At 60.5% G+C, this 14872-nt stretch carries 16 protein-coding genes; 12 read left to right on the top strand and 4 right to left on the bottom strand.

The window, feature by feature from the left end; all coding sequences use genetic code 11:
* Positions 1-23 precede the first annotated feature (23 nt).
* From HMPREF2981_RS01745 to HMPREF2981_RS01705, 9 genes are all read left to right on the top strand, one after another.
* Complete coding sequence (locus HMPREF2981_RS01745; protein WP_070660266.1) at positions 24-1070, top strand: thiamine pyrophosphate-dependent enzyme; 1047 nt, start codon at positions 24-26, stop codon at positions 1068-1070.
* On the top strand, positions 1067-2146 hold the full coding sequence (locus HMPREF2981_RS01740; protein WP_210398809.1) for an alpha-ketoacid dehydrogenase subunit beta: 1080 nt from the start codon (positions 1067-1069) through the stop codon (positions 2144-2146). The genes HMPREF2981_RS01745 and HMPREF2981_RS01740 overlap by 4 nt, the downstream gene beginning before the upstream one ends.
* 11 nt (positions 2147-2157) lie before the next feature.
* Complete coding sequence (locus HMPREF2981_RS01735; protein WP_070660262.1) at positions 2158-2811, top strand: biotin/lipoyl-containing protein; 654 nt, start codon at positions 2158-2160, stop codon at positions 2809-2811.
* Positions 2808-3257: a MaoC/PaaZ C-terminal domain-containing protein gene (locus HMPREF2981_RS01730; protein ID WP_048779857.1), complete on the top strand. Its 450-nt coding sequence runs from the start codon at positions 2808-2810 to the stop codon at positions 3255-3257. Before HMPREF2981_RS01735 ends, HMPREF2981_RS01730 begins: the two co-directional genes overlap by 4 nt.
* Positions 3250-4059 carry an enoyl-CoA hydratase/isomerase family protein gene (locus HMPREF2981_RS01725; protein ID WP_070660259.1) on the top strand — a complete coding sequence of 270 codons (810 nt, stop codon included), beginning with the start codon at positions 3250-3252 and terminating at the stop codon, positions 4057-4059. The genes HMPREF2981_RS01730 and HMPREF2981_RS01725 overlap by 8 nt, the downstream gene beginning before the upstream one ends.
* Positions 4060-4104: 45 nt before the next feature.
* Entirely contained in the window at positions 4105-4899 is a 795-nt protein-coding gene (locus tag HMPREF2981_RS01720) for a 4'-phosphopantetheinyl transferase family protein (protein WP_141756651.1), read from the top strand.
* 313 nt (positions 4900-5212) lie between these two features.
* Entirely contained in the window at positions 5213-6076 is an 864-nt protein-coding gene (locus HMPREF2981_RS01715) for a MetQ/NlpA family ABC transporter substrate-binding protein (protein ID WP_004005611.1), read from the top strand.
* Between the two features lie 189 nt (positions 6077-6265).
* Positions 6266-7390, top strand: a complete 1125-nt coding sequence (locus tag HMPREF2981_RS01710) for a methionine ABC transporter ATP-binding protein (RefSeq protein ID WP_070660257.1) — start codon at positions 6266-6268, stop codon at positions 7388-7390.
* A complete protein-coding gene (locus tag HMPREF2981_RS01705; RefSeq protein WP_013397874.1) occupies positions 7390-8097 on the top strand; it encodes a methionine ABC transporter permease in 708 nt (235 codons plus the stop codon). Before HMPREF2981_RS01710 ends, HMPREF2981_RS01705 begins: the two co-directional genes overlap by 1 nt.
* Positions 8098-8375: 278 nt before the next feature.
* Here the strand turns inward: HMPREF2981_RS01705 and HMPREF2981_RS01700 are convergent, their stop codons facing one another.
* Positions 8376-9215, bottom strand: a complete 840-nt coding sequence (locus tag HMPREF2981_RS01700) for a DUF1109 domain-containing protein (protein WP_004005608.1) — start codon at positions 9213-9215, stop codon at positions 8376-8378.
* Position 9216: 1 nt separating this feature from the next.
* Complete coding sequence (locus tag HMPREF2981_RS01695) at positions 9217-9975, bottom strand: HAD family hydrolase (protein ID WP_004005607.1); 759 nt, start codon at positions 9973-9975, stop codon at positions 9217-9219.
* A 167-nt stretch (positions 9976-10142) separates the two neighbouring features.
* Between HMPREF2981_RS01695 and HMPREF2981_RS01690 the strand changes: the two genes are divergently transcribed.
* Together HMPREF2981_RS01690 and HMPREF2981_RS01685 are read left to right on the top strand one after the other, a co-directional pair.
* Positions 10143-10448, top strand: coding sequence for a type II toxin-antitoxin system Phd/YefM family antitoxin (locus HMPREF2981_RS01690; RefSeq protein WP_037231293.1), 306 nt, complete (start codon positions 10143-10145; stop codon positions 10446-10448).
* A 3-nt stretch (positions 10449-10451) separates the two neighbouring features.
* The gene (locus HMPREF2981_RS01685; protein ID WP_004005606.1) at positions 10452-10871 is read left to right on the top strand and encodes a type II toxin-antitoxin system VapC family toxin; all 420 of its coding nucleotides are present in this window, start codon (positions 10452-10454) and stop codon (positions 10869-10871) included.
* Between the two features lie 92 nt (positions 10872-10963).
* Here the strand turns inward: HMPREF2981_RS01685 and HMPREF2981_RS01680 are convergent, their stop codons facing one another.
* The gene (locus HMPREF2981_RS01680; protein ID WP_037231290.1) at positions 10964-12391 is read right to left on the bottom strand and encodes an FtsX-like permease family protein; all 1428 of its coding nucleotides are present in this window, start codon (positions 12389-12391) and stop codon (positions 10964-10966) included.
* 2 nt (positions 12392-12393) lie between these two features.
* On the bottom strand, positions 12394-13440 hold the full coding sequence (locus HMPREF2981_RS01675) for an ABC transporter ATP-binding protein (RefSeq protein ID WP_004005604.1): 1047 nt from the start codon (positions 13438-13440) through the stop codon (positions 12394-12396).
* 112 nt (positions 13441-13552) lie between these two features.
* On the opposite strand from HMPREF2981_RS01675, the gene HMPREF2981_RS01670 reads away from it, so the two are divergent.
* Positions 13553-14869: a histidine phosphatase family protein gene (locus HMPREF2981_RS01670; RefSeq protein WP_004005603.1), complete on the top strand. Its 1317-nt coding sequence runs from the start codon at positions 13553-13555 to the stop codon at positions 14867-14869.
* The last annotated feature ends 3 nt before the right edge of the window (positions 14870-14872 follow it).

Genomic DNA, 14872 nt, shown 5'->3' with positions numbered 1-14872 from the left:
GGGACTGACAGATAGGCGTTAATATGCCCAACACACTACAATCTCCGCCGCAGCAGGTGCAGAACGGTGTGAGCGATGACCTGCTCATCACCGCCCACGCCGCCATGCTCGCGGGCAGGCACTTTAATCAGCAGGCGAGCAACCTCGCCAAACAGGGATATATGGGGGCGTACCCCTCATCCCTGGGGCAGGAGGCGTGCCAGGTTGCCGCCGCCCTCGCCTTAGAACCCGCCGACTGGCTTTTCCCCACCTACCGCGATTCGGTCGCCGTCATGAGCCGGGGTATCGATCTTGCCGAAGTTCTCTCGCCCTTCCACGGGTCTTCGCACTGCGGGTATGCCCCCACGAAAACGCATACCGCCCCGGAGGCAACCCCGCTCGCCACGCATACCGCCCACGCGGTCGGGCTGGCAATGGCGGCAAAATTCGCCGGTGATTCCACGGTAGCTCTCGCGATGTGCGGCGATGGCTCCACAAGCGAAGGCGACTTTCATGAGGCGCTTAACCTCGCCGCCGTCTTCGAGGCACCCGTCGTCTTCCTCGTGCAGAATAACGGGTACGCTATCTCAACCCCCGTATCCCGGCAGATGCGCGCGGCAAGTATCGCCGCGAAGGGAGAAGGGTACGGCATGCCCGCCTACCGGGTTGACGGCAACGACTTTGAGCAGGTGTATCCCCGGCTGCACGAAGCCGTGGAGCGTGCCCGCGCCGGTGGCGGCCCCACCCTGATTGAGGCGATGACCTACCGCATGGGGCCGCATACGACCTCCGACAACCCCGATCGGTACCGCAGCCGCGAAGAAGTCGAGCAGTGGCGCGGGCGTGACCCGCTCACCCGCATTCAGCATCAGATGTACCAGCGCCTGCCGAACGCGAAGACCCATATCGAAAACGCAATCCTGGCCGCAGAAAAGATCGCCTCCGAGGCTCGCACCAGCATGATGCAGCTGCAGATGCCCAACCCGCAGGACCTTTTCGCCCACGTGTATGCGAACCCGCCGGCAACCCTGAGCGCCGTCGCCGAAGAGTACGCACAACAGCACGCCGCGCAGAATGGAGAAAACGCATGAGCCAGCAGGCAGCAGATACTCAGGTACGCGACGCGAAGACCGCATCCGACACCGCACCTCAGGCGCCGGAATCGCCCCAATCCCGCTCGGATGCGGTGCAGCGAACCTCAATGGTGGGCGCCCTCAACCTGGCCTTGGGTCACGAAATGCAGCATAACGACCGCGTGGTGATGTTCGGCGTGGACGTAGGCACCCTCGGCGGGGTTTTCCGTGTGACCGACGGGCTGACCGAACGGTTTGGCGAGGAACGCTGCTTCGACACCCCCATCTCTGAGGCGGGAATTATGGGGGCCGCGATCGGCATGGCAATGTACGGGCTCCGCCCCGTGATCGAAATGCAGTTTGACGCTTTCGGCTACCCCGCCTTTGAACAGATGGTGAGCAACCTGGCGAAAATGCGCAACCGCACGCGCGGCGACCTCTCCATGCCCGTGGTGGTGCGCATGCCCTACGGCGGCGGGGTGGGTGCCGTGGAGCATCACAGCGACAGTTCGGAGGGGTACGCCGCGCATACTCCCGGACTGCACGTGTACACCCCTTCCAACCCTTCGGATGCCTACCATATGCTGCGCCAGGCAATTCGCAGTGACGACCCGGTGATTTTCTATGAACCCAAGCGTCTGTACTGGGAAGAGGGCGACCTTGATACATCGGCGGATCCTTTGCCGATTGGGCAGGCACGAATTTGCCGCCCCGGCGAGGACGTAACCCTTATCAGCTACGGGCCGACGGTACCGATGGCGCTTGCCGCCGCCGAAACCGCCGCCGAATACGGGTACAGCGTTGAGGTGATCGATTTGCGCACCCTCACCCCGTTCGATGAACACACCGTATGCGAAAGCGTGATGCGCACCGGCCGCGCCGTCATGGTGCACGAGGCCCCGCAGACCGGCGGATTCGGGGCTGAAGTGGTGGCGCGCATCACCTCACGCTGTTTCGACTACTTAGAACGCCCCGTAGAGCGCGTGACCGGTCTGGACGTGCCCTATCCACCGCCCGGGCTGGAACACCTGTATTTGCCGAACGAAGAGAAGATTCTGGGCGCTATCGCAACCCTCTACGCCGAGAACGACTAGGAGAAACACGTATGACTGATACACCGCACGCTTCATCCGCCCCGAGCCCCGAACCCTTACCGCCCGAGGGGTCCGACGCTTCCGGCTACCCCTTCACCTTTTACCTGCCGGATTTGGGGGAGGGGCTTCGCTCGGGCGAGATTATCGAGTGGCTCATCAGCGAAGGGCAGCAGGTTGAGCTGGATCAGGTGCTCGTAGTAGTCGAAACCGCTAAATCCACGGTCGAAATCCCCTCGCCGGTCGCAGGCACCGTGGTGCGTCTGCTCGAACCGGTCGGTCAGGTTGTCGATGTGGATGCGCCCCTTATCGAGCTGCGCACCCCCACCCCGCAGACCCAGGCGCCCACGGCTGGTGCAGAAACCCCCGCGAAGGATTCAGCCGATAAGCTCCCCGCCAAACCCGGTGCGGGAGAGAGCAAACACCTGGTGGGCAGGGGCAAAATGCCCATCAAACCCGGCGGCTCCGGTACCGCGCTGCCGCCAAAATCCGCCAAAACTCAGGGCGGCAAGGCCCGTTCGGGTGCCAAAGTTTCACCCGCCGTGCGCAGGCTCGCCCGCTCCCTCGGGGTCGATCTGAAAACTGTCACCGGAACCGGCGCAGGCGGCGCTATCACCCCCGTAGACGTACAAACCGCCGCCGATCGCGCCGCCGGAGGCGCATCATGAGTGCGGAACGCACCGCCGATCTGAGCGCGCGCATCGGCGAACCCCTGGGCGAAACCCCCTGGATGCGCATCAGTCAACAGAACATCAACCGCTTTGGCGAGCTCACCGGCGACACCCAGTGGATTCACACAGACCCGTACCGCGCGGCGCACACCCCCTTCGGCGGCACCATCGTGCACGGGGCGTACCTGCTGAGCCTCGCCATCACCTTCGCCGGGCAGCTGCTCCCCGCAGAGGGCACCTCTATGCTCGTAAACGCCGGGGTGAGTGCCGCCAGGTTCCGCAGCGCCGTGCCGGTGGATTCGCAGGTATGCGGCAGCGCATCAATCGTGAGTGCCGAAGATTTTGGGGATGCCACCCTCGCCGAAATTCGTGTTGCCGTGCATGTTAAAGGCCAGAGCAAACCCGCCACAACAGCCACAGTTCGGATGGTACTTCATGACTAACAACACCGCAGATAAACCCGCCGTACTCCTCGAACGCCGCGGCAGCATCGCGTATGTGACCCTGAATCAGCCCGAAAACCGCAACACCCTCAGCCGCCACCTGGCGACCGAACTGCGCGAGGTGCTCAACCGGCTGCACGAGGACGACACGCTCAAAGCTGCCGTGCTCACCGGGGCCGGGCAGGATTTTAGTCTAGGCGGCAGCTACGACGACTTCGCCGAAGGCATGTCGCGCGAAAAAGAAGAATCCTTAGCGTACAGCCGCGAGCTCGCGCGCCTGCTCGAAGACATTATTCTTGGGATCGTTGCCGCGCCCATCCCCTTTATCGCCGCTATTAACGGGCAGGCGGCGGGGGCGGGCATGTCCTTAGCGCTCGCATGCGATCTGCGTGTTGCCGAACCGCGCACCAAACTCAATATTGCCTACGGCATGATCGGGGCCTCCACGGACGGCGGGATGAGCTGGTTCTTACCGCGCTACGCCGGGTTCAGTGCCGCCACCGAACTGTTATACACCCAGCCTGTTCTGCGTGCCGCGCGTGCGCAGGAGCTTTCGCTGGTGCATCGGGTGTCAGAGCCGGGTGAGTTGAACGCATGCGCCGAACAGCTCGCGGAGCAGATTGCCGGTTCGGCCTCTCATACGGTGCGCGCCGCCAAGTCTATGCTGGCCGCACGCTATGTTGTGGAGCTTGAGGAACATATGCACGCCGAGCACGAATTCTTCGCCCGCGGCGTGCTCACCGAAGATTTCCGCAATGCGGTGCACGCCATGCAACGGGGCGAAATTCCGTCCTTTGACTAGGCACAATACCTCAGCGGATGCGGCGGTAATGGTATGGTGAACCGCGTGAAAGCAGCATTTGACGAGATGAAGGGCTCCGAGAACACGGGCGGCACCGAAAATTCGCGGGGGCTTGAGCATCTTATGAGCACCGCCGAGAACACGGGTGAATCGCTGATGCGAAGCCTGCTCCCGCCGGATATATGCGTGGCAGAAACCACCGGCGATTTCGGGCACCTTCGCGATGCTGAACGGGAGTATTTCGCCAGCGCCGTCACCAAGCGCGTGCGCGAGGCGACTACGGCACGCTCCTGCGCCCGGCTGGCGCTCAAGCGGCTGTACCTGCGGGAACCCGAGCCCACCGAACCGCCAACTGAGCCTGTGTTCGTGCCGTGCGCCGATGGTTCGCCCGCCTGGCCCGCCGGGGTTGTGGGGAGTATGACCCACTGCGCCGGGTATCGTGCGGCGGCGGTTGCCTCGGCAAAGCGCTATGCGGGCGTCGGGATCGATGTTGAACCCGCGGTGCCGCTCTCTGCCGCCGTGCAAGAGCTTATCGTGCGCGACGAAGAACGGCGGTTTGCCTTCGGGGTCTACTCGAAGGTGCTGTTTTCTGCGAAAGAGGCGGCGCTCAAAACCTGGTACCCCCTGGGTTTTCGCGGATTTGACGTGAGCGATATTTCCGTAGCCTGCGATGTCAAATCTGCGGCGGAACACAGGGGAGAGGATGCGCGCGGTACCTTCACGGCGCGCATCCCGACTATGCCGGATGCTCCGGTTCTACCCGGCGGCTGGGCTATCGGGGGCGGATTTGTGGCGACTGCCGCATCCTTGTTGGCATCAGACCTACCTGCGAACAGGTAGGAGGTGGCCGAGAAGGTCGGAAAATCCTACCTGCTCGTACCAAAAACCACCTGCTCGCGGAGCCGTACGGGCACGGAACCTGAGCCTGAGATCCCGCCCGAGTCCTGGCTCACACCCTGCATGTTCCGAAATGTTAAGAAATATGACGAGGTTGACGGAGTGTGTCACGGTGGGGTCAAATAACTACCATCCACAGCCGGGGGCATGCTCTAATGGGTAAACACCCCCGGAAACCCGGGAACCACCCGCACAGGAGTTAAACCGTGCACGTGGTGGCGCATCGTAAACCCAAACAACAGAAAGTTTCATAGCCGTGAAAAAATTTGTTGCTGCACTGGCAGTTGTACCTCTCGTCTTCAGCCTCGCCGCCTGCGGTTCCTCCTCGAACGGTAACGGTAACAACAAGAAGGTCACCATCGGCGTGGTCGGCACCGAAAAAGCTAATGACGTGCTCAAGGAAGAAGCCGCCAAGCAGGGTATCGACATCGAATACCAGGAATTTACCGACTACAACCAGCCCAACCCCTCCGTGGAATCGGGCGATACCGACCTGAACCGCTTCCAGCACATCGCATACCTGGCGAGCTACAACGTGAACTCGGGTAAAGACCTGCAGATCGTCGGTTCAACCAATATTTACCCCATGGCTCTCTTCTCGCAGAAGCACAAGAAGGTAGACGAAATTCCCCAGGACGGTACCATTGCTGTCCCGAATGACCCCGTGAACGAGGCACGCGCTATTCTGCTGCTGAAGGCTCAGAACCTGGTAACCCTCAAGTCTGACGTGCACAGCCCCACCCACGACGATATTGACACCGAGAAGTCCAAGGTCAAGGTTACCCCCGTGGACGCATCGCAGACCGTGGTCTCCCTGGACTCCGTGGACGCCTCCGTCATCAATAACACCTTCTTGGCGGATGCGGGGCTGAACCCCTCGGACGCCCTCGCGCAGGATGATCCCAACAACCCCGACGCCCGCCGCTACGTGAACCTGTTCGTGGCGCAGAAGGATAAGGTAGACGACGAAACCTACAAGAAGGTCGTCGAAATCTTCCACACCCAGCCCGTGCAGGACGCCGTGAAGGAAGACTCCAAGAACACTGCGGTTGAGGTGAACCTCTCCCAGGACGAACTGAAGCAGGCGCTGCAGAAAGAAGAATCGGCGCTTCGCAAGTAAAACAGACACGTGCATGAGTGCACACGGTAAATGCGGTAACCCGGAATTTCCCTGAAAACCAGGCGAAAACCGGCTTACCGCCTTTGCCGTCCCTGGGGTGAATACATGCGGATGCGCGCCGCCGAGCACGAGCGCATCCGGCGTATTTTACCCCAGCCCTAAATCACACGAGAGCAAAGAGAGCGTACAGTGAGCGAACAGGCAGCCCCGTGGGCGAAGAACCCAGAGCCCGGCGCCACCACACCGAAGGGCACTAACACCCTCATCAGCCCCGGCGCAGCGGACACCGGCGCCGAGCCCATGGTCACGATCGATAACGTCTCCAAAATTTTCGGCAAGGGCAAGAAAGAAGTTGCCGCCGTCAAAAACGTTTCCCTCACCGTCAAGAAGGGCGAGATCTTCGCGATTATCGGCTACTCGGGCGCAGGTAAATCCACCCTGGTGCGCCTGATCAACGGGCTGGAAAGCACCACCAGCGGCACCCTGACCGTGGACGGCTTCGAGATTTCCGGTAAACGTGACCTTGAGCTGCAAAAAGTCCGTACCAATATCGGCATGATCTTCCAGCAGTTCAACCTCATGAACTCGCGCACCGTAGCCCAAAACGTGGAGTTCCCGCTCAAGGTTGCCGGATGGACCAAAGGAGAACGCACCAAACGCGTGCAGGAGATGCTCGAATTCGTGGGCTTGGCAGACCGCGCAAAATACTACCCGAGCCAGCTTTCCGGCGGGCAGAAACAGCGTGTGGGTATTGCCCGTGCGCTTGCTACGAAGCCCTCCCTGCTGTTGGCGGATGAGGCAACCAGCGCCCTTGACCCGGAAACCACGCATGAGGTGCTTGAGCTGATCAAAGAGGTCAATCGTGAGCTTGGGATTACGGTTATCGTGATTACCCACGAAATGGATGTTGTTTCCTCAATCGCCGATCGTGTGGCGGTCATGGAAGAAGGCCGCGTGGTCGAAACCGGAAGCGTTTACGAGGTTTTCTCGAATCCGCAGACCGAGGTTGCGCAACGATTCGTGGCGACCACCGTCAAGCAGAGCCCCACCGGCGATGCGGCTGCCGCGCTGCGCAAGAACCACAAGGGCTACCTGGTGAACGTCGAGATCGTGGAAGGCAACCAGGAACTCGGCAAAATCCTGGCGTACCTGGGCTCGCGGAACGTGCGCTTCAATATTGTGCACGGCGGTATTGAGACCTTGCAGGGGAAAGCCTACGGAACCCTCACCCTCGAACTTCTTGGCGATGTGACGAGTATTGATGCCGCGGTTGCCGAGCTGAAGACCGTAACCCGCGTACAGGAGGTGCGCTAATGTCTGCACTTGTGACTACTCTGCCGTTAGCGGCATCAACCCGGTCGGTGAATTGGGATACCTTCATTCCCGATAAGCTGGTTCCCGCCATCTTCGATACCCTGTACATGGTCTCTGTCACGATGGTGATTGCCGGTCTTCTCGGTCTGATCATGGGTGCCTTGCTGTACACCACGCGCACCGGAAATATCTTCCAGAACCGGTTTGCTTACACGGTGCTGAACGTTCTGGTGAATATCGTGCGGCCTATCCCGTTCATTATTCTAATCGCGGCTTTAGGACCGCTCACCAGCGCGGTAGTACAGACCCGTCTAGGCATAAACGCGGCGATCTTCGCAATGACCTTCGGCGCATCCTTCGCTATTGCGCGCATTGTGGAGCAGAACATGGTCTCGATCGACCCTGGCGTGATTGAGGCTGCCCGCGCGATGGGCGCCTCCAAGCTGCGGATTCTCTTCACCGTGATGATCCCCGAATCGCTCGGACCGCTGATCCTGGGCTACACCTTCATCGTGATCGGTGTGGTCGATATGTCGGCCATGGCCGGGTACGTGGGCGGCGGCGGCCTGGGTAAGGTCGCTATCGTTGACGGCTACCAGAGGTTCCAGGACCAGATCACCTGGGCCGTGGTTGCTGTCATTATCGTGTTGGTGCAGCTCGTGCAGCTCATCGGCAATATGCTGGCGAAGAAGGCTCTGCGCCGGTAGGATTCGCCGGATTAGGCACACTCAAGGGGTTTCCCATGAAGCAATCGTGTTTCGTGGGAAACCCCTTGAGTTATGTTTGGGCTTGTGAATGTATAGTGCAGCCCGCATCATCCCATGCGAGTTGCGAGTTTTGCGTTGTGAGCGTCAGCGAACGCGCAATGTTTGAGCTGGAGCATGGTGGTGATGCGGGCGTCCAATCACGCGAGCATCCGGTCGATCACTGGCTGAGGCGGGAAACCAGCCGCCTGTGCCCATCACAACATCCGTAACCGCATCCGCTACGACGAGGAATCGTCTTTATGACGCGGGTTGAGCATCCCCGGGCGGTACCGCGGAATCTGCGGCGCATCGCCGGATGTGCCCTTCTGCTGGGCGTAATCGGTGGGGCGCAGCACCCGTTCGTCGTCGTCCTGCTGCGTGTATTCGCCGAGCGCCATCATGCCGTAGATGAGCGCCGCGAAAATCAGCAGGGTCGTGCCGATCTCGCCCCACATGACGATGTGATTGCGCCTAAGCGTATCGTCCACATGCGCGTAAATAATCGGCACCACCGAGAAACACCCCAGAATGGATGCGGTTCCCGCCGCCGCAAGCACATGCGGCAGTATCCACCAGCGGCTTCGTTCGCCGCGTTTGAGCGCGCTCTCCCCGGGCAGGCGCAGCCAGGCGAAGAGGCGACGGCGCACCGCGACCCAGCCGAAGATGCCTGCTCCGAAGGCGAGAGCACCGGGGAGTGAAAGGTACAGGGCACCTGAGAGCATGCCCGAGAGCGTGAGGGTTACCCCGACCGCCACGGCAATCAGGCTGAGGGCGTTCACTAGGCGGCGGCGCGCCCGCACCTTCAGGTGGTCGATGAGCTCGGGAGGAACCGCATCCGGGTCAGGTTTTTCTTCCCAGAACGGGCGGTAGTATTCGAGCTCTTCGGCGCTCATGTTCTCAAAGCGCAAACCGTAGCGCCCCTGCCCGCTCTGATACTGCCCGCGTGGGGTTTGTTCATGCTGATTCGGGCGAGCCTGTTCATCCCGATTTCGCTCCGAGTCCTGCCCCTGCGAGTTCTCGGGTTGGTCGCCAAAATTCTGCTCGTTGCGGGCATCTTTACCCGGGTTCTGAGGTGTCATTTTAGCTCTCCGCCATCAGAGTTGTGGATGCTTTCACCGCCGAATCCTCCAGCCGTGCCACCCAGTCGCGCGCCGTGCGCCAAAGCTGCGGGTCGGTAAACGTGTCGAAGTGCCCAAACCCGCGCGGTGCCCCGGCAAAGTCACCGTGGGGCACGTAAATAAGAACCTTAGTTCCGGCGTCTCGTGCAGCCTGCGCGCCCGCCGATGAGTCTTCGATCGTGAGCGCATCCGGCCCGGCGAAGCCTAGGCGACGTGCCGCCTCCCGGTACATATCGGGTGCGGGTTTGCCGTGAGGAACGTCGTCGCAGCTAACCCAGGTGCGCACGAGCGGGGCGTACCCGTAGGTGTGCATTTTGGTGTCGAGAATGCCTGCAGTGGAGTTGGATGCGACGGCCACGGGCATATGCTCGCCCAGGTAGCTGAGGAATTCTTGGGCGCCGGGCACGAGATCCACACCGGCGTTGATAATATCTGCTTCGATGCGTGCAAGTTCAGTGAGCGTATTGTGCTGATGCTGGGCGTATTCCTGGGTGTTGTTAGGGTCGCCAGTGTATGAGAGATGCGCGAGCGTTTCGGCAACCTGATGCGCGGAAAGCCCGGTTAACTGCTCTTCGAGGTCGTCGCTGAAGGGGATATTCCAACGGTTGAAGAGTTCGCGCTGCACGCGGTTCCAGGCGGTCTCGGAATCGAGAAGAACCCCGTCGCAGTCGAAGATTGCGCAGCGGGGGAACCAGGATGCGGGCACGGTGTGTTCAAACATGTCTCCATCTTCTCACACCCGCCCTCCTATTACTCCTATTCCGCGAGCAGGTGGTTTTTGGTGCGAGCAGGTAGGAAAATCCTACCTTTTCGGCAAAATCCTACCTGCTCGCGGTATTCTGAAATATAGTAACATTACTACAATTGGACTTTGGGGGAGAGAAAACTATGACGACTACAGTATCAGCACGTGAATTTAACCAGAATGCCAGTGCCGCCCTGCGCCTCGCCGCAGAAGAACCCGTCTTTATTACCAAACGCGGCACACCGACCAACGTTATTTTGAGTATTGAAGACTATCAACGACTGGCCCAACCGCAACCTCGGCGTTCCTTGGCGGATGCGCTTTCCACCATGTCGGCAGAGGCGGGCGAGATTGATTTTGATATTGACCGCGAACCGAGCATCCCAAATCCTCACCGCGAGGTAGACTTCGCAGAAGATGGTGACTTTTTCGGCAGCGAGGAGAACTAATCCGTGTACCTTGCCGATACAAATGTGATCTCCGAACTGCGTAAATACCGCTCGGGCAGAATGCATCCTTCGGTGCGCCGTTGGGTGGAACACGTAGACGTAAACGACGTGTATATCAGCGTGATTAGCATGATGGAGATTCGCACAGGAATCCTGCGGCGTGCCCGTAAAGATGCGGCTCAGGCTCAGATTCTGCAGCAATGGTTTTCTCATGAGCTTGCGCCGGAGTTTGCCGGGCGCATCCTGCCGGTTTCTTTAGAGGTTGCTCTCACCTGCGCTGAACTCCACGTGCCGCATAAGAAATCAGAATACGATGCGCTGATCGGCGCCACTGCCCGAGAACACCATCTGATGCTGGTGACTCGTAACGTTGCAGATTTTCAGGGCATGGGCCTCGATATTCTCAACCCGTTCGAGTTTTAGTCTTAATGCTTAGTGTATGCCGCGAGCAGGTAGGATTTTCCTACCTGCTCGGGACAAAAAACACCTGCTCGCGGACAAGGGAAAAGAAAATCCTACACCGCCGAGACCGGTTTGCGGCTGACCTGTTCCATGACGGGCCCGGTTGCCGCCAGCGCCGCAAACACCAATCCCAGCCCCACCGCAATCGAACCGAATACCAGCGCCGCGGTGTACAGCAGCCCCGTCTCGGTGAGCGCCGAACCAAGCAGCAGCACGAATAGCGGCAGTGCCACCACCGCAGACATACAGCTCACCAACAGCAGCGGACCAAACACCACGATGCGCCTCGAACGTTTGAGCACCGTAGCTTCGGTACCCATCATCCGCAGAGAAGAATACAATGAACTGCGCTCATAGATAGCGGCGGACTGGTTTAGCAGCGCCGAAAGCGCCACCAGCAGGTAGGAGAGGAACAGCACCAGCACCAGACCCTGCAATATATCCCCAATAAGATAGGACTCCGCCGAGCCTTCTTCCACACCCGGCGCGGAATTGACCATGCCCAGAATCGGCCCCACGAAAGCGGCAATAAACGTGGTCATGGCCACCCCGGAGACCTGCCGCCAGGCGGCGCGCGGCGATTCCATAATAGAGCGATACGCCAGCAGGGTTGCGGGGGTGCGGGCGGTGCGAACCCGAATGCGGGCGTACAAGCCCACCACGAACCCGCCAATCAGGTCTACGGCGAGCATCGTGAGCAGGATCGGCAGCCCAAACATGATGGTGGTTACTAGTACCAACACGAACCCGTTCGAGCCCATCGAATCAGCGGCGAGATTCATAATGTGGGAGGCAATCGCCCCGATGAAGCCCACCACTAGAAGCGCACAGCCCAGAATGAGGGCGCGTTTACCCAGGGATGGCTTATCCGAACGGGTGCGTACCCCCAGCGGGCTGATGGTCACCTTCGAGAGCCCAAAGAGCGAACTGGTTGCGGCGATGATCAGGCTCACAAACCCGCAGACCAGCACGATGGGTGGGGGCAGCAGCATATTTTCGGGGCCCAGCGGGATGTTCTGGAAACGCAGCATCCCGAAGGGTAGCACCAGAACCAGGTACACGATAAACCCGAGCACGAACCCAACCGCAGCGTAGATCACGGAATCGAGCATGGTGTAGAGGGTAAGCCGCCGGGTGGAGGCGCCCAGCAGCCGCAGGGTTGCCAGGCGGTCGTCGCGGCGGCGTGCGCTGAGCCGTGCTGCGGATGCGCCAAGCGTGAAGAGCGGGGTGAGCAGCAGGAACCCGCTGATCCAGGCGAGCATCAGGTATAGCGGCTGCATCGTGTGCGCCGTGTTTTTGGTGCCGGATCCCGCCTCGACCGAGGTGGCCGTGCTGGCATCCCCGCCCAGCCAGGTGTAGAAGGCGTGAATACCTCCGGCGATCAGCAGAAAGAGCGCCGCGGATGCGGCAAACGCAAGCACCGGAAGAACCGCCTGTGAGGTGGGCAGGGTGCGGCGCGCGAGAAGTTTGAAGGTTTGCATTCTTAGGCGCCTTTCCCCAGGAGGCCGCGCATCCAGAAGGTGCGTCGAGCGGGTTTATACGGCGCTGGTGCATGGTTGTGTGAGGCCGCGGTGTGCGCCGTGCCCGGAGCATGCGCGGGGGAGTAGCGCACGTTCGTGGGCGGCTGGGTCTGTGCGGAAACCCGGTTGTATGTTTGGGGCGGGTTTACCGCGGGGTTCCCAGGCTGGAAGACACCCGGCTGTGCGGAAGGAGCGGGTGCCGCATCCTGAGGGGGTACCGGCTGGCTCGGCGGTGCGGGCACCCGATACTGTACCGAATCCCCACTCTGCTGACCGGGCGCGGTGGGATCCTGCCGGTTATCCTGCACAATCTGCCCGTCGTGCAGGTGGATTGTGCGGGAGCATTGCGCCGCAATCTGTGGATCGTGGGTGACAATTAAGAGGGTTTTACCCTGCTGCGGAACGAGTGTGAGCAGAAGATCCATGACCTCTTGTGCAGTCACGCTATCGAGCGCGCCGGTGGGTTCATCCGCAAAAGTAATCGGCGCACCGGTAATCTGTGAACGCGCAATCGCCACGCGCTGTGCCTGCCCGCCGGAAAGTTCGCCGATGCGTTTCTCGCACATGTCGCCTAGCCCCAGCCGGGCGAGCAGGTTTGCGGATGCGCCGCGTGCCTGCTCGCGCGATACCCCGGAGATCATGGCGGCGAGCGAGACGTTTTCTTCTGCGGTGAGCTCAGGGATGAGAAGCCCTTGCTGAAAGATGAATCCGAAGGAGTTTGCGCGCAGGCTTGTGCGCTGTTTTTCGCTCAGGGCGCCGAGTTCAACGCGCCCGCCCGGTATTTCGGGTCCGCCGCCGAGCACCTGAATGGTGCCCGAGTCTATGCGAATAATGCCGGAGAGCGCGTGCAGAAGCGTGGTTTTTCCGGAACCGGAGGGTCCCATGACGGCCACGGATTCGCCGGGGTAAATATCGAGGGAAATATCGCGCAGTACTGTGTGCTGTCCGTAGGATTTGGTAAGGTTACGCACCGAGATAACGGGTGCGTATGAGGTGTAAGAAGTATTCATAGCATCCATTTTTCCAAGGGAGACGGGGCGTTTTTATCCGTCTGCGGAGTGAAAAAATGCGGCGATAACGCCGGGTTTTGTGCGGGTTGTCATCCCTAAGGATGAGCGGGGCGTGTTCTGGGATACGGCTCTAAATCGTGCGGATGATGCCATACTTAAGACCATGACTGACGCACAGACCCACCATGAACACGCTGAAACGCCCGGTAAGATTTTTCTGCTTCGGCACGGGCAGACCGACTGGAATATAAATCACCGGTTTCAGGGTAGAACCGATATTCCACTGAACGATACGGGGCGTGAACAGATTCGGGGTGCCGTGCCGCAGCTGCGTGAGATGGCGCAGCGCGGCGTGCAGATTGACGGTGTGGTTTCGTCCCCGCTTGAGCGCGCGGCGGAGAGCGGGCAAATTGTTGCCCAGGCACTAGGGGTGCCGTATCTGGGCGCATACGCGGGGCTAGAAGAACGCTCATTCGGTGATTTGGAGGGTGAGGCTGCAACCCCTGAGCTGGTGGCGGCATCCCGCACGGATGGGCATAAATACGGGGTTGAGGAGCGCGAGGCCCTGGTGAGCCGCGCCCTGACCGCTCTGAACCGGGTGCGCCGCGAGCATGAGGGCAAGAACATTGTGGTGGCTACCCACGGCATGCTGATTGCGGTGACGATGACTGTGCTTCTGGAAGGCCGCGAGCATGAGGGCTACGAGACGATTGACGGCATGTTCCCGATTCCTCCGAATGCTTCGCTCACCGAGCTTCCCACCGATTATCTTGACGATGCGATTGATGCCCACGTGTTGGTTAACCGCCAGCCTAAGCTGCACGCCGAACCTTTCCCTAAGAACCTGGCGGGCGGTTCGCTCACGCTGATTCGCCACGGACAGACCGAGTGGAATAAGAACCAGCTCATGCAAGGTATCAGCGATATTCCGCTGAACGACACCGGTCGCGCACAGGCGCGTGAAACCGGGGCGACGCTGCGCAGCCTGGGTTTGAGCTATGACCGGGTGATTTCTTCACCGCTGTCGCGGGCCTATGAAACCGCGCAGCTTGTGGGCGAGGATTTCGGGCTTCCGGTCAGTGAAACCTACCCTGACTTGGTGGAACGTGATTATGGTGCCGCCGAGGGCGTGAATATTCCCGTTCCCGAGCGCCGCGCCCCCGACCGCTACTATCCGCAGGTAGAGACCGAACGCGATGTGTATGTGCGTGCCGTGCGCGTTCTGCGCGAGATTGTGCGCCAGTATCCCGGGGAGCGCATCATCGTGGTGAGCCACGGGAGCCTGATTCGCCGCGCTATTTCGGCGGCGCAGGGGTACGAGCATACGCAGACTGTGCCGAACGCTGAGCCTTTAGAGGTCGATCTTAAGGGGCTTTTTGCCTTTGATGAGAACAAGGTGTTCGATGAGCGGGGTCGTCTTGTCTGGTAGATC

The organism is Rothia sp. HMSC069C01 (genome assembly GCF_001814655.1).
GTDB lineage: Bacteria > Actinomycetota > Actinomycetes > Actinomycetales > Micrococcaceae > Rothia > Rothia dentocariosa.
Note: the sequence above shows the minus strand (reverse complement) of the source record. Positions and strands in the feature narration are given on the sequence as shown.